General features: G+C 71.2%; 20 protein-coding genes. 9 read left to right on the top strand and 11 right to left on the bottom strand.

The genetic code is table 11. From position 1 onward, the window contains the following. Positions 1-159: 159 nt before the first annotated feature. On the bottom strand, positions 160-930 hold the full coding sequence (locus tag WN71_RS07770; RefSeq protein ID WP_046584360.1) for a PIG-L deacetylase family protein: 771 nt from the start codon (positions 928-930) through the stop codon (positions 160-162). A gap of 175 nt (positions 931-1105) precedes the next feature. Between WN71_RS07770 and WN71_RS07775 the strand changes: the two genes are divergently transcribed. Then, on the top strand, positions 1106-1456 hold the full coding sequence (locus tag WN71_RS07775) for a DUF6479 family protein (RefSeq protein WP_046584359.1): 351 nt from the start codon (positions 1106-1108) through the stop codon (positions 1454-1456). Positions 1457-1752: 296 nt separating this feature from the next. Here the strand turns inward: WN71_RS07775 and WN71_RS07780 are convergent, their stop codons facing one another. Both WN71_RS07780 and WN71_RS07785 read right to left on the bottom strand, forming a co-directional pair. Next, on the bottom strand, positions 1753-3021 hold the full coding sequence (locus WN71_RS07780) for a PP2C family protein-serine/threonine phosphatase (protein WP_046584358.1): 1269 nt from the start codon (positions 3019-3021) through the stop codon (positions 1753-1755). A gap of 364 nt (positions 3022-3385) precedes the next feature. Further along, positions 3386-3805 carry a phage holin family protein gene (locus WN71_RS07785; RefSeq protein WP_046584357.1) on the bottom strand — a complete coding sequence of 140 codons (420 nt, stop codon included), beginning with the start codon at positions 3803-3805 and terminating at the stop codon, positions 3386-3388. A gap of 382 nt (positions 3806-4187) precedes the next feature. Between WN71_RS07785 and WN71_RS07790 the strand changes: the two genes are divergently transcribed. Next, the gene (locus WN71_RS07790) at positions 4188-6029 is read left to right on the top strand and encodes an alpha/beta fold hydrolase (protein WP_167382899.1); all 1842 of its coding nucleotides are present in this window, start codon (positions 4188-4190) and stop codon (positions 6027-6029) included. After that, positions 6026-7639 (top strand): serine hydrolase domain-containing protein, encoded by a 1614-nt coding sequence (locus WN71_RS07795; protein ID WP_206300039.1) that lies wholly within the window; start codon positions 6026-6028, stop codon positions 7637-7639. The genes WN71_RS07790 and WN71_RS07795 overlap by 4 nt, the downstream gene beginning before the upstream one ends. A 401-nt stretch (positions 7640-8040) precedes the next feature. Here the strand turns inward: WN71_RS07795 and WN71_RS07800 are convergent, their stop codons facing one another. The 3 genes from WN71_RS07800 to WN71_RS07810 all read right to left on the bottom strand — a co-directional run bounded on the left by WN71_RS07800 (position 8041) and on the right by WN71_RS07810 (position 10212). Then, the gene (locus tag WN71_RS07800) at positions 8041-8910 is read right to left on the bottom strand and encodes a hypothetical protein (protein WP_046584418.1); all 870 of its coding nucleotides are present in this window, start codon (positions 8908-8910) and stop codon (positions 8041-8043) included. Between the two features lie 107 nt (positions 8911-9017). Beyond that, entirely contained in the window at positions 9018-9818 is an 801-nt protein-coding gene (locus tag WN71_RS07805; protein ID WP_046584356.1) for a hypothetical protein, read from the bottom strand. Between the two features lie 100 nt (positions 9819-9918). Continuing rightward, positions 9919-10212, bottom strand: a complete 294-nt coding sequence (locus WN71_RS07810; RefSeq protein WP_143074805.1) for a hypothetical protein — start codon at positions 10210-10212, stop codon at positions 9919-9921. Positions 10213-10353: 141 nt separating this feature from the next. Between WN71_RS07810 and WN71_RS07815 the strand changes: the two genes are divergently transcribed. Further along, positions 10354-11700 carry a hypothetical protein gene (locus tag WN71_RS07815; protein ID WP_143074806.1) on the top strand — a complete coding sequence of 449 codons (1347 nt, stop codon included), beginning with the start codon at positions 10354-10356 and terminating at the stop codon, positions 11698-11700. A 189-nt stretch (positions 11701-11889) separates the two neighbouring features. Then, positions 11890-13443, top strand: a complete 1554-nt coding sequence (locus tag WN71_RS07820) for an alpha/beta hydrolase (RefSeq protein WP_046584354.1) — start codon at positions 11890-11892, stop codon at positions 13441-13443. Between the two features lie 90 nt (positions 13444-13533). Here WN71_RS07820 and WN71_RS07825 read toward each other — a convergent pair whose 3' ends face one another. The 3 genes from WN71_RS07825 to WN71_RS07835 form a co-directional block, all read right to left on the bottom strand. Then, entirely contained in the window at positions 13534-14082 is a 549-nt protein-coding gene (locus tag WN71_RS07825; RefSeq protein ID WP_143074807.1) for a hypothetical protein, read from the bottom strand. A 106-nt stretch (positions 14083-14188) separates the two neighbouring features. Next, positions 14189-14830: a hypothetical protein gene (locus tag WN71_RS07830; protein ID WP_046584353.1), complete on the bottom strand. Its 642-nt coding sequence runs from the start codon at positions 14828-14830 to the stop codon at positions 14189-14191. A 149-nt stretch (positions 14831-14979) separates the two neighbouring features. Continuing rightward, a complete protein-coding gene (locus WN71_RS07835) occupies positions 14980-16254 on the bottom strand; it encodes a hypothetical protein (RefSeq protein WP_420856470.1) in 1275 nt (424 codons plus the stop codon). A 158-nt stretch (positions 16255-16412) separates the two neighbouring features. Here WN71_RS07835 and WN71_RS07840 point away from each other — a divergent pair, with 158 nt between their 5' ends. Beyond that, on the top strand, positions 16413-16994 hold the full coding sequence (locus tag WN71_RS07840; RefSeq protein WP_046584415.1) for an O-methyltransferase: 582 nt from the start codon (positions 16413-16415) through the stop codon (positions 16992-16994). 79 nt (positions 16995-17073) lie between these two features. Here WN71_RS07840 and WN71_RS07845 read toward each other — a convergent pair whose 3' ends face one another. After that, entirely contained in the window at positions 17074-17688 is a 615-nt protein-coding gene (locus WN71_RS07845; protein WP_079177722.1) for a TetR/AcrR family transcriptional regulator, read from the bottom strand. Positions 17689-17815: 127 nt separating this feature from the next. On the opposite strand from WN71_RS07845, the gene WN71_RS07850 reads away from it, so the two are divergent. The 3 genes from WN71_RS07850 to WN71_RS41775 all read left to right on the top strand — a co-directional run bounded on the left by WN71_RS07850 (position 17816) and on the right by WN71_RS41775 (position 19637). Further along, positions 17816-18562 carry an SDR family NAD(P)-dependent oxidoreductase gene (locus WN71_RS07850; RefSeq protein WP_046584350.1) on the top strand — a complete coding sequence of 249 codons (747 nt, stop codon included), beginning with the start codon at positions 17816-17818 and terminating at the stop codon, positions 18560-18562. A gap of 77 nt (positions 18563-18639) precedes the next feature. Then, positions 18640-18993: a nuclear transport factor 2 family protein gene (locus WN71_RS07855; protein WP_046584349.1), complete on the top strand. Its 354-nt coding sequence runs from the start codon at positions 18640-18642 to the stop codon at positions 18991-18993. Between the two features lie 197 nt (positions 18994-19190). Further along, positions 19191-19637, top strand: a complete 447-nt coding sequence (locus tag WN71_RS41775; RefSeq protein WP_167382900.1) for a pyridoxamine 5'-phosphate oxidase family protein — start codon at positions 19191-19193, stop codon at positions 19635-19637. Here the strand turns inward: WN71_RS41775 and WN71_RS07865 are convergent. Continuing rightward, positions 19613-20554: a helix-turn-helix transcriptional regulator gene (locus tag WN71_RS07865; RefSeq protein ID WP_046584348.1), complete on the bottom strand. Its 942-nt coding sequence runs from the start codon at positions 20552-20554 to the stop codon at positions 19613-19615. The two genes, WN71_RS41775 and WN71_RS07865, sit on opposite strands and share 25 nt — an antisense overlap. Positions 20555-20677 lie beyond the last annotated feature (123 nt).

A 20677-nucleotide genomic window follows, 5' to 3' on the forward strand; every position in this document is an offset into this window, starting at 1 on the left:
TGTCGCATTGCCGCGGTGATCCTGCAGTGATACGAAGTCGCAGGCTGGAGCGGGGGCCCGCGGGCGGGCCGGGGACGATCATGCCTCGCGGGGTCCATGAGGCGCAGGAGACCGGCCGCGGTGGAGGGCGAAGAGCCGGCGCAGAGGGACCCCGTCCAGCTAGCCGGTGAGCTCGTTCGCGATCCCGCCCGCCGTGTCGGTGGCGACGCCGTCGTAGCGCATGTACCACTCGGTGCCGAGCAGCCGCTCCCGGTCGGCCGCCGGAAGGGAGGCGAGCAGCCCCGGTGCGGCGCCCCGGGCCACTTCCGAGCGGTGCGCCTGAACGCCGGCCCACTTCTGCTCCAGCCAGGGGCGGACGTCGGCCGCCGCGGCGACCCACTCGTCCGGGACGGTGCGCAGTGCCCTGCCCGCCGCGGCGAACCCGGTCAGCGTGTCCACCGCCGAGTGCGGGTGCGTGGCCAGGTACAGTGCACCGGCCCGCCACGGCGCTCCGGCCTCGGGGTACAGCCGCTCGTGCGCGGCCGCGTGCACCGCGAGCGCGGTCACCCGGTGGGTGTGCACGTGGTCGGGATGCCCGGTCAGGCCGCCGTAGGCGTCGTGCGTGACGACGATCCGCGGGCGGAACCGCCGCAGGTGCGCCACCAGGGCGCCCACGGCCTCGTCGAGCGGCGCGTCGAGCAGGCGCGGACGGCCCGGCGCCGACTCGGGGACGCGGGCGTCGGCGTACCCGAGGAGCAGCGGTTCACCGGCCCCGAGGGCGCGAGTGGCGTCGGCCAGTTCGGCGGCGCGGTGCGTGCCGGCGGCCCAGGTGGCCGTGACGACAGCGGTCCGGGCTCCCGCCGCAGCGTGGCGGGCGATGACGCCGCCCGCCCACAGGGACTCGTCGTCGGGATGCGCGAACACGGCCAGCAGGCTCGACGGCTCGGACATCCCTAGCTGCCGTGTCCCACGTTCGGCCACCACCGTGCACCCGTCACGTCGGGGACCGTATCAGGCCTCGCTCGCACTGCTTGCAGACAGGGGCCTGAAGCGCCTTCGAGGGCAGGCACGTCGGCCAGGCATCCCCGCACGGCATTCGCCGTCAGGCAGCGGGTACACGGCGCCCATGCACACGACCCATGAGGAACTGGCCGCTGCCGGCTCGGCGGCGGGGTTGATGATCATGGTCGGCTGCGGACTGCTCGTCACGGCCGCATTGGTGGCCGCCGTCCGTCTCGGTATCGGAGTGCGGCGCAAGGAGCCCGCACCCCCGCGTCGCGGCGACCACCCCACACCTCCGCCCTCGGGCCCGGTGCGCGAGGAACAGAGCATGCGCGAACCGAACGAGGTGCCCCGGGCCACCGGTGGCAGCGACCGCCTCACCCCGCACCAACTCGGCAACGCCCCCAGCAGGCCGGACGAGAATCAGACCCGCCCCCGTTGGCACGGTGGCTCCAGCGGACCCATCGGCGGCTGAGGAGCCGACACGATGTGAGCCGGCCGGCGGCCCGGGCGGAGGACGGCAGGCACGGTGGCCGCAGGACGGCAGGCAGTTCGAGGACGGTGGGCGCTTCGCTGCGGCGGACCACGGTCTGTGGTGCAGGGTGAGCGGTCCGATCTTGATCTCGTGGCGTAGGGCCGCTCCCAGCTCGGGGCACACCCCCTCGTCCAGTGCGGCCCGTGAAGTACCGACGGCCCGGGCCGGGTTCCCATCCTCGGCCCGGGTGCACAGCCCGCCGGGCTCCTGCGATCTCCGGGTGGCGCCCTCCGCGATCAGGGGTGGTCAGCCGCAAGCGGCAAGCCCGCCTGCGGTGCGACGACGGTGATGGTCCGGGGCTGTGGCCCGAACCATTCGCACACCAGGATGGTGGCATCGTCCTGCAGTTGCTGGTTGTGGTGCTGCAGCAGGGAATGGATCAGCCGGCGCAGGGTCTCGGGGACGGGCAGGCCGTCGCTGTGGTGGCGGACGAGGAAGTCGATGAAGTGCGCGAGACCGAACTCTTGGCGTCCGACGCGGGCTTCGGTGATTCCGTCGGTGTAGAGGACGAGGCGGTCGCCCGGTTCGAGCTGCTCGTGGCAGACGGTGGTGGGCAGATGGAGGTCGGTGCCCATGGGGTGCGAAGGCGGGCACTTCAGGAGGGTGGACCAGCGTCCGCCACGGATCACCAGGGGTGGCGGATGGCCGCGGTTGACCCAGGTCAGGATCCCGCTCCTGGTGTCCAGATCGGCGAGGATTCCCGTCACGTAGCGGCTGTGGCCGAACTGCTCGACCAGCACCTGCTCGACGCGCTCACCGAGCTGGTCGAGCGGAGTGCCCTGACGGCGGTGGTTGCGGCAGGCGGCGACGGCGAGATTGGCGGTGAGACCGGCGGAAGTGTCGTGTCCCATGGCGTCGAAGACCGAGAAGTGGATGGTGTCGCCGGAGACGGCGTAGTCGTACGCGTCCCCGCCGACCTCGTAGGCCGGCTCCAGGGCCGCGCCGATGACGACCCGGTTGTCGGCGTAGGTGCGCGGCGGCATCAGGGTCCATTGCATCTCGGCCGCGACGTTCATCGCCTGGGTACGCGTCATGCGGGCGTGGGAGTCGCTGGTGTCCCGGCTGGAGACGACCAGCATGGCCACCATCGACGCCAGCGTCAGCATGTCCTGGTGGAGACCGTCGCCGTGGTGGGCGGTGGTCACGCGCAGGACGCCAAGGCGCTCGGTGCCGTCCAGGAGCGGCACCCACCAGGACTGGCGCCCGTCCTCGGTGCCGGCGCCGGCCACGATGTGACCGTACTGGTAGGCGCGCCCGGCGACAGTGCCCTCGACCGGCATGTCCGCCTGGGCGCCCGCGGCCTCCTGAGCCGCGTCCAGCCCCTTGCCGGTGAGCAGGCGCAGAACGTCCCGCTGCAGGTCGGCGAGGTAGATGCGTACGTCGTCGAAGCCGGCCGACGCAGCCTGCTCGGCCACGCTGGAGGGCAACTGTTCGAAGGCCATCGTGTGACTGCCGGACAGGAGGCTCCTCAGCATCTGCAGCATCCCGTCGTCGCGCCGTGTCATCACGGGCCTCCTTTCTGTCACGCCGTCTTTCGTCCGGAGGAAGGCGTGATCAGTTGTTCGTTCGGTCCGGGTACCCCCTTCGAGCGTCGGCGTCTGCTCGCCTGCGACCTGCTTTTCGATGATTTGTCGGGTGCGGACTCGAGTCCGAAGAGGACGGCCCGCCGCCCGTCGTGCATCCGTCGCCGGCGACGCCCTGAGACACGTGCGTGGCGTCGGCGCAGTGACGGAACGTCAGCCAGCCGCGGTGACCTCGTCCTTGATCAGGGCGGCCCCTTTGTCCTGCACCAAGTGCGCGGCTCCAGCGGCCTTCGCCATGGCCTCACCGGTCAGTCCGATGGGCCGTCCGCTGGGTGGGGCTGCTGGGTCATCGCTGCGCGCTCTCCTTGATCGTGGCCACGTCGGCCTTGACGCTGTCGATGGTCCGCTCGGGCGCCGGCGGCGCGGCCCGGCCGACCTCCTTCTTGCCCGCCAGGGCGAGTACGGCCGTGATCGCGCCCAGGACGGCGGTCACGATGAGGGCTGCGGCCCACACCGGCAGGGGAACGGCCAGCGCCGCGATGGCGGCGGCGACGAGGGCCTGCAGCGTCAGGAAGCCGACCAGACCGGCTCCGCCGAACAGGCCCCCACCCTTGCCGTAGAGCCTGCCCTTCTGTTTCATTTCCGCCTGCGCCAGCCGGATCTCGCCCCGGACCAGCTCCGCCAATTGCTGGGACGCCCGCTGGACCAGCTCGCCCACAGGCTCCTGCGAACTGCTCTGGCCACGGCGCGTATCGGGACTGTTCATGGCGACCTGCCGCCTTTCTGGGCAGCTGCCGTGGCAGCCGGCCCTTCCTCTCCACCACGTGTTCGGCTCGTGCCCCCGTCCGAGGCACGGCGGTGCGTCGGGTACCCGTGAGCGCCCATCCCATCCGCGCGGCCTTCGGTTTCGGCGGCGAGCGGCTGTCACGGCAGCGCGCGGCGTGGCGGAGGCGAGGTCTCGCCGGGCGCGGTCACCGCCGGCGGGCAGGTGCATGCCCCCATTGGCGTCCGCCGGAGTGCGCGGCCCGCGCCGTCTTCGCAGCATGACGTCTGACGACCCCACCCCATGTGCGATCGATGCGATCGGTGCTGGGGCGTTGCCACCCGCACTGGTTCGGAAGGACGACATGCCCATACGTAACCGTGGTATGGCTGCCGCAGCCGCCATGTTCCTGGCCGGATTGACGGCGCTGAGCTCGGCCCCGGCCTACGGCCTGCCCGGCGCGGCCACCGGCCGCCTCGGGCCCGCGAGGGCGGAGGACGGCCCCCTTCCCGCGGGCCGCCCAGCACCAGGACTGGCGCCGGCACGGACGATCAGCGACTTTCCGGCCGCCCGCGCCGCGGCCGACGCGTACACCGTCTCGTCCGGGGACACGCTGAGCGGCATCGCCCAGCAGAGCCTCGGCAGCGCAGTGCGGTGGGACAGCGTCTACACCCTCAACCAGCAGGCCATCGAGGATGCGGCCCGCCGGCACGGGTACGGCTCCAGTGACGGTGGCCACTGGATCTTTCCGGGAACCGTGCTCGCCCTTCCCCGGGACGAGCCCGGGCGGACGCAGCAGGCATCGCGGTTCGAGCCCGCCCCGTGCCCGACCACCTACGGCACGCTGAAGGGCACGACCTGCGGCTTCCTCGTCGTACCGGAGAACCGGGCCCACCCCTTTGCACGCACCCTTCGCCTGGCCGTTGCCCGCGTCCGCTCGGCATCGCCCAGTCCGCGCCCCGACCCGATCGTGTTCCTCACCGGCGGACCCGGCGCCGACGCCCTGGCGGACATATCCGAACTCACCGAGGCCGGGATCAACCGTGACCGTGATCTCGTCGTCCTGTCCCAACGCGGGACGCTCTCGTCGCAGCAGCCGCTGACGTGCCCCGAGATCGACCAGTTCTACGCGGAGCGTGTCCACCTTCGGTACGACGCAGCCTCGACCGGAGACCTGTACGCACAGGCGGCGGCCCGGTGCCGCGAGCGCCTGACAGCCCAGGGAATCGATCCCGCTGCCTACAACACCAGCGAGAACGCCGCCGACGTGGCCGATCTGCGCAGCGCGCTGGGAATCGACGAGTGGAACGTCCTGTCGCACTCCTACGGGACGCAACTGGCCCTGGTCTACATGCGCATGTTCCCCCAAGGAATCCGCTCCGTGACGGTCGACGGCGTCGTACCGCCGTCCGTGGCGTCGCCCGGCTGGACGTGGAGCAGCCTGAGGGAGTCGTTCGACAACATCGTGGGTGCCTGTGCGGCCCAGCCCTCCTGTCGGCAGCGCTACCCGGACATCGGTGGCACCTTCCTGCGCATGGTCCGCCGGCTGGAGGCCCGTCCGGTCACCACGCACGTGACGGTGGAGCAGGTCGGCAGGGTGAAGGTGGTCCTCGACGGCGGGGCGCTGCTGAACTGGATCGTTCGCACCAGCCACGCCCCCGACGACTTCCCGCTGGCCGTGGAGGAGTTGGCCCAAGGCCACCCCGAGCGCATCGCGGAGCAGTGGGCGGCCGCCTGGCTGCCCGGCTCGCAGGGGAAGTTCGCGCACGGGCTGTCGCTCAGTGTGTGGTGCAGCGAATGGGTGCCGTTCGAGACCTCCGGCGAGCAGCTCGCCGAGGGGCTTCGAGCCTTTCCCGAGCTGCCCCGCTCGGTCCTCGCCCAGGCGCCCCAGCTGCCGTTCCTGCGACAGGCGTGCCAGGCATGGAACGTTCCCCAGGCACCCGCCTCCGTTCGCGCGGTCACCCGGGGCACCATTCCCACCCTTGCCATCTCCGGCAGCTTCGACGCCCAGACCGGGGCCCAGTGGGGGAGCTACGTGGCACGGACGCTCTCCCGCTCCACCGTGGTGACGCTGGCCGGAGTCGCCCACGGGGCGTTCCCGCAGCCGTGCGGGGCATCGGTGATCACGTCCTTCTTCGACGACCCCGAGAACCCCGACACCCGGTGCGTGAGTTCCGTCAAGCCGGTGCCGTTCACCATCGGCAACGGGGGAGCCGGCACCTCGTGAAAGATAACCTGCTGTCGGGGGTCTCCGACCCCGGCCCCGCGCGCTGGTCCCGCCGCGGCTTCCTCGGCGCCGCGTCGGCGGTGAGCTGCGCGACCGTGTCGCTGGGGCCCACCGCGGCGTCGGCCGCGTCACCGCGATCCGCCGTCCACGGCGGCGCCACCGGCGGCCCCGCAAATCCACTGTTCGGCGCCCTCGACGCCAAGATCGAGGAGGCCATGAGGGCGTACGCCATTCCCGGGGCGGCCGTGGGCGTGCTATGGAACGGCCAGGAGTACGTCAGGGGGTACGGCGTCACCCATGTCGACCACCCCGTCCCGGTCGACGCCGACACCGTCTTCAGGGTCGGCTCGACGACCAAGACCTTCACCGGAACCACCGTGATGCGACTGGTCGAACGGGGCGACATCGCCCTGGACGCCCCGGTGCGCCGCTACCTCCCCGACTTCACGGTGGCCGACCCGTACGCGTCGGCCCAGGTCACCGTGCGGCAGTTGCTCGACCACAGCGCCGGGTGGCTGGGCGACGACTACCAGGACTTCGGCCCCGGCGACGACGCGCTGGCCCGCTTCGTGGCGTCCATGGCCCGGCTTCCCCAACTCAACGCCCCCAGCGAAGTGTTCGCCTACAACAACGCGGCGCTGTGCGTGGCCGGCCGGATCATCGAAGCGGTGACCGGCACGACCTACGAGGCGGCGGTGCGCAAACTGGTCATCGATCCCCTGGGGCTCGACCACAGCCGCTTCTCCAGTGACGAGATCGTGGGCTTCAACGTCGCCGCGCCACACGACGTCGTCGACGGCAAGGCGGTGCCGGAGCCGTCGTTCTGGCTCCAGCCACGCAGCCTCGCACCGACCGGCGGCCTGATGTCCAGCGTGCGCGACCAGCTGAGCTGGGCCCGCTTCCACCTCGGAGGCGGTACGACGCCCGACGGCACACGGCTGCTGAGCAGGACGTCGCTGGAACAGATGCGCTCCACCCCCGGCCCGGGCGGCACGCTCGTCGTGGAACTCGACGGCATGGGAGTCACCTGGATGCTGCGCCCCACAGCCCAGGGGGTCCGCGTCGTGCAGCACGGCGGGACCTGGCCGGGGCAGATCTCGGGCTTCCTGATGGTTCCCAGCCGCGGCTTCGCCCTGACCCTCTTGACCAACTCGGAAGGCGGAACGCGGCTCAGGGACGACCTGTTCACCGACGACTGGGCGCTCAGCCGGTTCGCCGGAGTGACCAACCTGCCCGCCACGGCACGGACTTTGAGCGAAAAGGAGCTGGCACCTTACGAGGGCCGCTACCTGGCCCAACGGATCGGTGACGACGGTGCCATGGAGGACGTGGTCGTCGAACTGATTGGCCACGAGGGGAGGTTGCGCGGCACGCAGACGTTCAAGAGCTCGACTGGCGCGGGCCGCACGACCCCCGAGGAAGAGGAGGAGGACACGGCAGCGGTCCAGACCGGCGAGGTCGGAGCCGCCTTCTACCGCCCCGACGTCGCACTGGACCTCACCCCCGACGGTACACCGGTCGGCACGCGCTCCGACTTCGTGCGCGGCCCCGACGGGAAGGTGGCCTGGTGGCGCAACCACGGTCGGCTGTACCGCCACCAGACACTGTGACGCGCCCCGTGGACGGCCGCAGCGGCCCGACGCACTCATCGCCGACCGCGGCTACGACCACGACACGTACCGCCGCCTGCTCTGGAAGCGCGGCATCAGAACGGTGATCGCCGCACGCGGCCACCTTCAGGGCTTCGACGACCTGGGCCCCTACCGCCGGGTCGTCGAGGGCGCCGTCGCCTGAGTCGTCCACGAAGGCCGGGCCGAGCCGCACAACGGTCCAGCCTCGGGCTGCCCTGATGCCGTTGATCAGGTTGACGACCACTCCCAGGACCATGAACCAGCCCAGGCAGAGACAGACCCGGCCCATGGCCCGCCTACCTTTGCTGGGCGCCGTTTCGGGCAGCAGCACACCCGCCCCGCACGTCGGAGAACGCGCCGGCTGCGAGCGCGGTGACGGCCTATTGGATCAGATCGGTATGTGTGAAGCAGGTCGGACAGACGTAGAGCTGCAGGTTGTTCGCGTCGGAGACCTGGATGCCGGGCGGGTTCGACACCTTGTCGTTGTCGATCTCCGGGATGGCCTGGTCCTCGAGCGGGACCCAGCTCCTCCTGTAGTCGCGACTTTCGTCCGAGGCGATGGTGAGCAGCGGGTTCATCGCGGAGCCGCAGTGGATGCAGAACCGGGCGATGGGATCGGTGAGGCCCCATGGCGCCCATCCACCGACCTTCCATCCGGGGGCGACGGACAGCGCGTCTATGTAGAACGCCTCCGGGTCGGACTCATCGGAATCATCCGTCACGACGCCGACTGCCTGCCACGTACTCCACTCGCTCAGCTGCTGCCGCAACTCCCTGTCCAGTTCCAGAAAGTGGGGGTACTCGGTGACCTGCTCCGGTGCGAGCACGCAGGGCTCCGGCGTGTAGCCGCGCTGCGCCTCGTACGGCGATGGCGGCGAGGTCAGAACGTGGGTGACGTCGGCGGCGGTTCGCCAGAACAGTTCGGTCCGAGGCTTGAAATGCGGCGGGTGCTCCGAGGGACACCACAGCACCTGGAGCAGGTCTGTCCGTCCGGGCGACCGTAGTTGGGGCACGTCGCGTACGTACAGCTGGGCCACCGGCAGGAGGGGGCAGACCGGACCCTCGTGCCACTTGTCGCAGTACAGCCACGGCTGCCTGGAAGGCCACAGCAGTGGTCCGCCGATCGAACTCTGGTACGGCGACGGAGAACCGGGGCGGGGATGCAGCCGGGTCGCCGTGCGTGCCAGCGGGGCCAGTTGAGGGAAGGCCGCGGCCACGTCGAACGGTCGTGGTGGGGTGGTACGGATCAGGTTCACGGCGGAGATGCTGCCAGCAGCCTCTGACAATCGGCGTGCGACGGGACCATCCGTGGATCCGCGCTCGGTGCTTCGGACCTGCGGATGGGGCCGGTTCGTCGTCAGTGCGCCCAGGGCAGACGAACCGCCTCGATTTCAGGGTCGTTCAGCAGCGCGTCGATGAGGGTCGGGGGCCCGGCGACCTTGGTGGCCCACAGGTCGTAGTCGGTGCACAGGACCCAGGAGCGGTCGTCGGGCCAGAGGTTGGCCGGGCTGAAATCCGCCTCGGAGTGGTCGTAGAGAATCTCGGCGTCGCCGAGCCGACCCTCACGCACGTGCAGGTTGTCGAAGTCGACGGCTCCGAGCGTCAGCGGGTTGTAGTAGGCCAGGCAGCGCGTGTCCGGGCCTGGGGGGCTGTACTGGGTGAGGATGGCGATCAGCCGGTTCCAGGTCTCACGGTCCAGGCTCCCCTCGGTCGGCGGGACGATGCCGAGCGGCCAGCTGCCCTGCTTCTGGGCCGAGGGAAAGCAACGGTAGGCGGGCATCAGCCCGTCGGAAACGACCGGGTCACCGGTCCGCCGGGCGAGCTCGGCCCAGCGCAGCCGTCGCCAGCCGGGGCCCGGGTGCCGAGCCCGGCCCAGTCCTCCTCCCGTGGCGACGGCCACGGCGTCGAGGTCGAGGCCCGCGATGGTGTGGGGCAGGGCGCTTCCGTCGGCAAGACGTGCCTGGTGGTACTCGTGATACGACATATCCTCCGGCCCCTGCTCGTGCTCGTACATGGCGTTCAGCACCCACACCGAGTCGGGCATGGCGGGAGGCATGAAGCCTGTGAGGCCGTCGCCGCACAGTTCCAACAACCAGTCGGTGGCTCCGGACGGCACCAGCGGCCACAGGCTCGAGATCAGGTTCGACTCCTCGGACATGTGCTCATGGTCGCAGGTGCGAATCCGCCCTCCCTTCGCGGTCCGCGGCTCTCTGCGGTGAGCCGCTCACAGGTGGGCCTGGCCGCGCGCCGGCAATTCTTCACGGGAGTTCGTCGAGGGCCTTCTCCAGGCTCGGTTTGGTCTGGCCCGGGCCCGACTGGACGGCTTCGATCCGGCCGCAGCGGCCGTCGCCGAAGTCGTAGTAGCCCAGGGTCCAGTAGTCGGTCCACTCCGGCGTGAGCGCGTCGAAGTCCATGAACGTCGCGACCACGGTCCTGGCGCCTTTGCGGAACTCGTCGACCGTCACCTTTGTCGCTCCCAGCGTCATGCTGGCCGTGACGTGGTCCCAACCACGGTCGGCGGCGTACTGCAGGGCGTGCTTCCGGTAGTTCACAGGCGCCTCCTCGGTGCGGGAGGTCATCATGCCGCGCCACGACCGTCGTACGGGCTCGAAGAGGAATTCCCGGGGTCCTGGCGGTAGGGGACTGTTCTGCCGGAGGCATGCGCTCATGCGTCCGGCGGTGACAATGGGCGGATGCACGGGGTGGGGGAGCGTTTGGAGCGGGCGGGTGCGGATGAGACGGTGGTACGGGAGTGGTTGCGTGGGCTGACCTGCAATCCGGCTCTCTCGGTGACGGTGCTGCGGCGGTTGCTGGAGTTCGAGGAACTGCCCGCGGACCGGTCGTGGCTCATCTGGCGCAAGCTCGACGCGGAGGCGACTGCCGTCGCGGTGGCGTCGTCGCGGACGCAGCACCGGCTGGATGTCGCGGAGAATCCGAGTGCCGATGCCGATGCGCTGGCGCGGCTCGCGCACGACGCGGAGCCCAGGGTCCGGTTCGTGTACGCGGTGCTGCTCCGCGAGTTCGGACGCCGGATCCCCGCCGGGGTGGCGGAGGTGCTGGCCGGGGACAAGGACCCCAGGGTCCGGCGCATGATCGGCGGCTGTGAGGGGCTGTCACCAGAGGTGCAGGACCTGCTCGTCAGCGACGAGGACCCGGCTGTACGGGCCGCGGTGCTGAGCCGGGACCTGTGGAGGCGGCTCGCGGAGCCGGTCCGGCGGCGGTTGCTCGACGATCCCGCCCCGCGGGTGCGCGAGAGGATCGCCGAGCTGTCGCGGGCGGAGGCGGAACCGATGGCCCTCACGGCCCAGGCGCGGGTCGCGCACGCCGACGCGACCATCCGGCGCGAGGCCGCCGGTGACCCGCAGGTGCCGTTCGTCCTGGCCCGGCGACTCGCGAACGATCCCGAGAACACGGTTCGCCTCGCCCTGTCGATGCGGGAGGACCTGACCGAGGAGCAGCGGGCCGCGATCGCGGTGGAAGTGCCGGACTCGGACTGGGTGCCCCGACCGCGGTGGATCCAGGAGCGCGCGACCGATCCGCGGACGGCACTGCGGATCGCCGAGTCCCGCCACGTCGGGCTGCGGCGTGCCCTCGCCATGCAGCCGCACCTTCCGCCGGAGGTGGTGGCCCGGCTGGCCGCGGACAAGGATCCGTGGGTTCGGCGCGACCTGTGCGACCACTGCCAGGACGCACCGCACGAGCTGCTGGTGGAGATCTATGCCACGGCCGAGGACCGGGGCTGGTCCGCCTTGCGGTACCACCCCAACTTCGCCCGCCCCGGCCTGGCCCGCTTCTGGGACCACCCCAATCACCGCCTGCGCCTTGCCGCGTTGGACGACCCGCAGGCCGGTCCGGAGCTGCCGTCGCGGCTGGCCGACGACCCGGAGGTGGGGGTGTGGGCGGTGCGGGACCCGAGGCTTCCCCCCGACGAACTACTGCGGCGGCTCACCCTGCCGGGCAGCGCGTTCGCTGCCGCGGCCAATCCGGCACTGCCGTCCGCATGGATGCATCAGCTGATCGACCTCGCAACGGACCGCTGACCGACCGCTCCAACTTCCAGGACTGCGGGGGATGGTGAAGCCTTCGACCACGTCCTTGTCGACCTGTCCGCCCCGGTCGTGCTGTCGGAGGCAGCTTGTACCCTGCACTCGTTCGGGGATCGGACGATCACGGGGTACGGGCGTGCGGGCACGGGTCGGGCGTCCAGGGGCGGGAGCGCGGGGATTTCGATGAATGACGCACATGCGATACGAAGCCGCAGACCGGGGTCGTGGATCGGTGTGCGGATCCTCGCCGTGCTGCTCCTCACCGCGATGGGGGCCGTCAGCGCCTGGCTCCAGCACGACGCGCGCAGCCAAAGTGCCCAGCCGCGTACGGAGTTCACTGCGAACAACCCGCCCGCCGGTCTGCCCGCCGCGCTCACCACCGGCCAGCACCTCCACTGGTCCCGCTGCACCTCGCCGCCCACCGCGCGCTCGGGCTACGACTGCGCCACCATGAAGGCCCCCCTCGACTACGACAAGCCGGACGGCAGGACGATCGACGTCGCCCTGATCCGGCGCAAGGCCACCGGCCCCAACGACCGGCGCATCGGCTCGCTCGTCCTCAACTTCGGCGGCCCCGGCGTGTCCGGCGTGAACGGACTGCCCAAGTTCCTCAACCAGTACGAGCCGCTCCTCGACCGCTACGACCTGGTCTCCTTCGACCCGCGCGGCGTCGGCAGGACCATCCCCGTGCGCTGCGGGAAGACCGCGGACGACCTCGGCTACGACGGGTCCGCCGCCTGCGCCAAGTACTCCGGGGCGCTCCTCCCGTACGTCGGCACCTCACACACCGCGCGCGACCTCGACCTGATGCGCTACCTCCTCGGCGACCAGCGGCTGCACTACTTCGGCGTCTCGTACGGCACGGCGCTCGGCGCGGTCTACGCCCACCTGTATCCCTCGCACGTCGGACGGCTGGTCCTCGAAGCGTCGGTCGATCCGACCGAGAATTTCGACGAGGAGCAGGTGTCACAGGTCAAGGCGGTCCAGGCGGCGTTCGACCGGTTCGCCACGTACTGCGCGGCCCATATCCGCCACTGCCCGACCGGCGACGGGCCCGAGGAGGCCGCGCGGCGCATGGCGCGCCTGGCCGACCGCCTGGAGAAGAAACCCGCCCCGGCCGGCAGCGGAAACACCCTCGACGCACACGACCTCGCGTACGCCGTCAGCGACCAACTCGACCTCGGCACGGACGGCTGGGCGCAGCTCGCCAAGGGGCTGACCGCGCTGATCGACCACAACGACGGCCGTCCGCTGAGCGAGGGCGCGGACGACCTCGGTTCCGCCGACCACGCGGCGACCCCGCCCGACCACAGCCGTGCCGCCCTGAACGCGATCACCTGCGCGGACTCCAGCCTGCGTCCGGGCTTCGACCGTCTCGACCGGGACGAGGCTCGCATCGAGGCCGCGTCACCGGTCTTCGGCGAGGCGTGGTCCTCCAGCGTCTACCTCTGTTACGACTGGCCGTTCGACGGCGAACGTGCCACGCTCCAGGTGAACGCCGACGGCGCGGCCCCCGTCCTGGTGGTCGGCGGCACCGGCGACCCGAACACCCCCTACTCCGGCGCCCGCCACATGGCCGACGCCCTGGGCGACGGTGTCGGCGTGCTCCTGACGGCCCAGGAGGAGGGCCACGGCACATACCCGGAGAACCGCTGCGTCACGGAGAAGGTCGACCGCTACCTCCGCACCGGCCGTACCCCGGCCGCGGGGACGGTGTGCCGGGGCAGCATGTCCTGAGGCCCGTACGGGTCCGCCGGGCACCGCCGGCTTGAGCCACCCTGCCCGGCCGGTCTGTGAGGGCTCGGTACTCGGTCAGGTCCAACTGCCTCAGAACCAGCCGTCGTCGCACTCCTTGGCGGTGTGTTCGCGGAACTCCTCGGCGGTCATGGCCCGGTCGTCGGACCAGACGTGGCCCCGTTGCAGTCGCGCCAGGTCGGCTACGGTGAAGTCGACGACGCCCCGGTAGCTCACGCCGCCGCCAGAGGACACGATGAAGGCGACCGAGTAGCTGTGGGTCGCTTTGATCCGCTGGTCGCCCAGCGGCGCCGGGTCGCCCGTCCAGCCGTCGGGCGTGTGGAACAGCCTGATCTCCTGCGGGCCTTGGACGGACCGGGGCGATTGCACCTCCCAGGACGTGAGATCCTCCACGGGGCCATCGGGGTCGTCGCGGACGGCCGAACCCAGTACCTCGACGGAAGTCACCCGGTCTTCCCCGCACGGCCGCAGCGAGGCCATCGGGTCACCGTCCGCCGTCAGGCGGATGGCGATGAGGTCCCGCTCCGGCGGTGAGCAGGAGGCCAGCGTGGATGCGGCCAGTGCGGTGGTCACCGCCGTCGCCAGTGTCCTGGCCCAACGGCTTTGCACGCGCTCTCCCATGGGCCGCCATCGTAGGAGCCGTCGGTCACGTGCCGATCACGGTCGGGATGCGACGGGGAATGCGCGAACCTGGCTCCTGGCCTTACGCCGGGCCCGCGTTGAGCGGCTAACCGACGGAGCAGTCGCCCCACGCCTTGGCCAGGTCGGCCGGGATCTGCGGGATGTCGCCGCAGCCGTACGGCCCTTGGGGGAAACCGTCGCTGGCGAGGTAGCCCCAGCCGGCTCCGGACACGGCGCGGAAGTACTTGGTGGCGCTGCCCTCGTCCTGCATGGCCACGAGTTCCTCGGTGGTGGCTCCGGCCGTGGCCTCGAAGGAGGTGGCGGCGTAACGGGTAGCGCCGCACTCGCCGTAGAAGAAGTGGTGTGCCACCGGCCGGACATGGACGAAGCGGGGGTAGGAACGCCGGTAGGCGGCCGTCACGGCGGTCTTCACCGACGTGGTGACGGGGAGGTTGCGGCAGCCGGGGCGGGCCGTGGGGGCGGTGCTTCGGGTGGTGGTTCGGTTCGTCGCGCTCGGGGCCGGGGCGTCGGCGCTGTCCGGCGAACTCGGCGTGGCCGTGGGCGGACTGGGCGGCGTCGTGGTCGACGGAGCGTCGGAGGCGGTCCCGCCCACCGCCGTCGTGCGCGCGGCGACGGCTGTCGCGGACGCAGCGTGCGCGTCGGCGGCGTCCTCGGCACCGTGGCATCCCGTCAGCACCAGGATGCCGCCCGCCACCGCCGTGAGCGCCGCGCCTCTGAGACTGTTCATGGCCCATGTCCTCCTCGACCGATACCGCTCTCCGCCACGGCCTGCGTGACGGAGCGTGTGAGTGACGGGCGCCTGGGCGCCGCTGGTTGACGACGCGTGAGCGCGACAGCCCGCCAGGTCCGACGGATCGCCCAGGTGCGTCGGCTGGGTCAGGTACGGGTGGTCGTACCGCATTCCTTGGCGTCGGACTCGGACCCGTCGCTCAGGGGGTGACTGCGGTCGTAGGGATCCTCGGCTTTGCCGGTGGCCGGGGAACCCGAGGCGGTGTCGAGGGGGAAGGTGGGGTGGAAGTAGCCGTCGTAGATGCCGCATTCGTCGTTGTAGAAGGCGGCGTTCCACTGTTCGAGCACCATCCGGCCCGGGGTGACGGTCCATCGTTTCGGATCGGCCAGGATCATCTTCACCTCGCGGCGGATGATCGTACGGGCCACGACGTCGCTGTCGCCGTCCGCTTTCACCAGCGGATAGACGAAGGTGTAGTCGGCCTGCACCCGCACTTGACCCGACTCTGCCGCGGCGAAGGTCATGTGGCCACGGACCTTGACCACGTCGCCGGCCGGTTTCACCTCGTCCGGGTCGAAGCGGCTGAAGAGGGTGAGCGGGTCGTTGGTCCGTGTCGGCTTGTCCAGTGCGCGGTGCAGCTGGGACAGCAGGGAAAAGTCCTTGAGGTTCAGAAGAGCGAATGCCTTGTCGGGCTGTCCGCCCCGCAGGACGGCCGGGTTGAGACTGGTGGCGACCAGGAACTCCTTGGTACGGCGCAGCGCGAGCGCCACGTCCTCCTTGCTGAGCCCGCCCACCGCCTTCGCTGTCGGCAGCTCGATGGCGTCCGCTCCATCGGCCCAACTCGCTGCCGGAGAACCCAGGAAGGGGTGGTCGAGGGTGGGCAGCCCCGGCTGGTCGACCTCGCTGGGAGCGCTGGACGGCTGGACCGTCTCGGCGGGCAGTTGCGAGGCGGTCGCCTCGGCGGCAGCCGCGTCGGCCGCATGGCCGGGGAGCCGGTCCAGGAGGAGCGAAGGACGGACGGCGACCAGGGCGAGCGCCACGGCCAGCAACACGCCTACGGCCGACCACGCCTGACGGCCTCGGGAGCGGGTCCGGTTGAACTCCTGCCACGCCGGACCGGTGCGCCAGCCCGGTGGTGACGCCGGTTGCGACTGCGCCGCCTTGCGCCGCCGCCAACGGCGGCGGCCGCCGGAGCGTGCGGCCTCGTCCTGCGCGCCCAGCTGCCGAGCCACCATGCGTGCCCGCGCCGACGGTTCGGCCGGTGCAGCGGCTCCCTCACCGCCCGCCGCGACCTCGCGTTGAAACGCCTCCCACTGTTCGTCAGTTATGGAGGACTTGAACTCAGGCTGCCCGTCAGGTTGCTTGTCGGGCTGCTCGGGGGGCGGTGCCGTGGTCACTGGCTCACTCTCGTCGTTCGGCATGCCAAGATCTTCACGAGCAGTGTCACCGCCGCCCACAACTGGTGCACAGAGTCGTTCGGAAGCCGTGATCAAATCGGTGCGTGGCTGCTGCAGGCAACGGGCCGCGTCCCACGAGAATTGACTTGCCTGCCATGACGTGGTCCTCGCATCATCTGCGCATGGACGACACGCCGACCCGCATTCCGGCCGCCCTGCCCTCGCTGCGTTCCAGGGCGCGTGACGCGGGCTTCATCATGTCCAGTGAAGACCGCACCGGAAGTCTGCTGGCCGCGCTTTCCGCCGCCCGGCCCGCGGGCCGGATCCTCGAACTCGGCACCGGAGTCGGAGAGGGAGCGGCCTGGCTCCTCAGCGGCATGGACGCCGACTCCTCTCTGACCACGGTCGAACTCGACGACTCCGTCCAGGCCGTCGCCCGAGAGCAGTTGGGGGACGATCCGCGGGTGACGTTCGTTTCCGGGGACGGCGGCGCATGGCTGGAGGACTTCGGCGGCGCCCCGTTCGACCTCGTCTTCGCGGACACCTGGCCGGGCAAGTTCACCCACCTCGACCGGGCTCTGGGTCTCGTGGCTCCCGGCGGGACCTACCTGATCGACGACCTCTTCCCCCAGCCCGGCTGGCCGGAGGACCACGAAGCCTCCGTCGAACGCCTCCTGGCCGAGCTGGAGGCGCGCGAGGACTTCCGGTGCGTCCGTATGGCATGGGCGAGCGGACTGCTGATGGCGGTGCGCACCGCCGCCTGACGGCCGGGGGCCGACCGCGCTCGCGGGCTCGACCCGGTGCAGTCCGTGCAGACGGACACGGACTTCCCTGGCGTGTACCTCACTCCGTTCCCTCTCCGCCCACCGGCAGGGCCCGCAGCGCGATGTCGACCGTCGCGTGGAGGGCGGAGCGTGGGGCGCCCGCGGCCGCGTGAACGGCGTTGCCCTCGCTGACGACCATGACGTACCGGGCCAGGGCCGCCGCGTCGGTGTCCGTGGGCAGATCGCCTTCCGCGACCGCGCGGGACAGGCGGTTCGCGAGTTCCCTTTCGCCGGCCAGACGGCTCTCGGCGAGGAACGAGGCGATGCGGCCGCTGTCGCCGCCTTCGGCCAGGCCGCCCTGCACGGACAGGCATCCCGAGGGGCGGTCCGGGCGGGTGAGGGCGTCGGCGTTCGCCCGCAGGAAGGTCTCGACGACGGCGTATGCGGTGGGCTGCGCGAGCGCCGCGCGGGCGTACGCCATGTCGGCCTCGGCGTAGCGGGCCACGGCGCGGCGGAACAGCTCCTCCTTGTTGCCGAACGCCGCGTACATGCTGGGCCTGTTGATGCCCATGGCCTCGGTGAGATCGCTGAGCGAGGCGCCTTCGTACCCCTGGCGCCAGAACACCTCGACCGCGCGGTCGAGCGCCGTGTCCGCGTCGAAGCCGCGCGGCCTGCCTCGTACCACTGTGCTCACCCCGTTCCTGATGCCCCCGAAATTTTAACCGGTCGGTACGGAATAGGCAGGGAGGCGCCCCGGTTGTTCAGTATCGAACGGTACAGAAATCGTCCGTACCGCATCTTCGGACCAGGAGAGATCGATCATGGGACAGCTCGACGGCAGGACCGCCCTCGTCACCGGTGCCACCTCCGGCATCGGCCTCGCCGCCGCCCGCCGGCTCGCCGCCGAGGGAGCGCACGTCTTCCTCACCGGTCGCAGGCAGGACGCGCTGGACGCGGCGGTGGCCTCCATCGGCGACCGCGCCACCGGGGTACGCGCAGACGTCGCCGACCTCGACGACCTCGACCGGCTGTTCGCGGCGGTCGAGGAGCGCGGCGGCCTCGACATCGTGTTCGCCAACGCTGGCGGCGGAGCCTTCGCGGCACTGCCCGACGTGACCTGGCAGCACTACGCCGAGACCTTCAACACCAACGTCGGCGGCACCCTGTTCACCGTGCAGAAGGCGCTCCCGCTGTTGCGGCGCGGCGGATCCGTCATCGTCACCAGCTCCAACATCGACACCAAGGGCGCCGCGTCGTTCGGCGTCTACGCCGCCACCAAGGCCGCGCTGCGCTCGCTCACCCGCACCTGGGCCGCCGAACTGGTCGACCGGGGCATCCGCGTCAACAGCATCGCCCCCGGACCGATCGAGACCCCCGGACTCAGCGGCCTGGCCGGCGACCCGGCTGCCGCCGAGCAACTGCTGAAGGGCCTCGCCGCCGGGGTGCCGATGAACCGGCTCGGGCGCCCCGAGGAGATCGCCGAGACCGTGCTGTTCCTCGCCTCCGACGCGAGCAGCTACATGACCGGTGCCGAGATCTACGTCGACGGAGGCGCCAGCCAGATCTGACCATCACCCTCACACCTCCGCCCCGCCCATCGGCTCGGTGATCCAATGGGCCGCGGAGCACTACTCGAAGGAGCACCATGAGCACCGTGACCGACCTGCTCGCCGCCAACCTGCACGACGTGTTCGGCAACCGCGACCCCGCCTCCCGCCGCGCGGCGATCGAGCGGATCTACACCGAGGACGTCGTGTTCACCGACCCCGAGGGCGTCACCACGGGCCGGGACGCGCTGGAGGACAAGGCCCGCGCCCTGCTCGACAAGGTCCCGCCGGAGTTCGCCTTCACGGAGGACGGCACGCGCTACGCGGGCCCGGACAACGGCGCACTCGCCTGGGCCTTCGGCCCCGAGGGCGAGCCCGCCGTGCGGGGCATCGACGTCATCACGGTCCGCGAGGGCCGGATCGCCGCCGTGCTGACCATGTTCACCGCCTGAGCCGCGACACCGGTCGGGTCTGGGCTCGGGGACGCCGACCTGGTCCAGGGGCGGGGACACTGGCCAGGTCAGCGGTCGGGGACGCCGGGAGGCCGTGCCGGTCGGGCGGCGGGAGGCGGCGACCTCGCAGGAGGTGTCCGGCGAGATCGGCGGATGCTTCAACAGGTCCGGCGTCCGGCCCGGTTAGAGTGACCGTCGTGACGGGGCATCGCAAGGCGGCGCTCGACCGCGACTCGGTGACGGCGTTCATCCGCAGGCACGGGGACGGAGTGTTCTCGACGCTCGGCCCGGACGGCTCCCCCCAGTCGGCGTATCTCACCCTGGCGGCCACTGACCGCGGGGAGATCGTGCTCGACGCTCGCGAGACGTCACGCAAGGTGGCCAACCTGCGCCGCGACGGTCGCGTGTCAGTGGTCGTCGGCGGCCGCGACGGCGTGACCCTCCAGGCCGAGGGTCTGGCCGACATCCCTTCGGGGGACGAGCGGCAACGCTGCGCCGACGCGTACCGGGAGGCGTTTCCTGAGTTCGCGCCCTCCCTTGAAGACCCCGCGATCGTCGTGGTCCGCGTGAAGATCCTCTGGGCCCGTCTCGGCGACTTCCGTCCGTCCACCGCGCTGGTTCAGGAGACTTCCGGCCTCTGGTGACTCTGGTGACGTGACCGGTCCAACGGCGCGTGACGTCCAGGTTCCGTGGGCTGGGGTCCGCTCATGTCGAGCAGGGTGACGGCGTCACGTTCGGGGGTGCCCGGGGCGGTGACGTAGACGCCCAGCCGGTGGCCGGGGGTGCCTTCGAGCTGCAGTCCCTGGAAGGGGAGAGTGATGTCTCCGACCTGGGGGTGGTGGAAGGTCTTGGCCTTACGGGAGTGCAGGCTCCGGGTGACCTGATAGCGGTCCCACAGCTTCGCGAAGTCGGGGCTCTTCAGCAGGAGTTCACCGATGAGGCCGGCCAGGTCTGGAGCGTCGGGGTCGGTGCCGGCGAGGGCACGCAGGCGCGCGACGCAGCCGGCGAGCTGGGCGTCCCAGTCCGCGTACAGGGTGCGGGCCGCGGGGTGGAGGAACATGAAGCGGGCGAGGTTGCGCTGCTTGGCGGGCCAGTCCTCGATGCCGGCGTACAGGGCGAGCGCGCCGGGGTTGTGCGCGAGAAGGTCCAGAGTGCGGCTGGTGACGTAGGCCGGGTTGGGGCGAAGGCTCTCCAGCAGCACCTTCGTCTGGGGGCTCACGGTGCGGCTGGGTGCGGGTGGCGGTTCGGGGGTGTGCCGGGCGGCGCGGATCACCAGGTCCTGCAGGTGTGCCAGCTCGTCCGTGTCGAGTTTCAGGGCGCGGCCCAGGGCGTCGACCACGGACAGGCTGGGGCGGGTCTCCCTGCCGCGTTCCAGGCGGGTGTAGTAGTCGATGCTCACTCCGGCCAGCGCGGCGACCTCCTCACGGCGCAGACCCGGGGTGCGCCGCACTCCGGTGCCGGGGGTGAGACCGACCTCGGCCGGGGTCACCTGGGTGCGCCGGGCGCGCAGGAACCGCCCCAGCTCGGTTCCGCCGGTGTCGTCGTGCCGCTGTTCCGCCATGCCTTCCAGTGTGACCCGCAGGTCATCGGTGTGCTGCCGCCGAGGGGAGCCCTGTCACACCCCCTCTGGGACTCCCGGGAAAGACCCGCCCTGTCGGACGGGCGGCGGATCGGGAACGGTGGA

The organism is Streptomyces mangrovisoli, assembly GCF_000974985.2.
GTDB classification, from domain to species: Bacteria; Actinomycetota; Actinomycetes; order Streptomycetales; family Streptomycetaceae; genus Streptomyces; species Streptomyces mangrovisoli.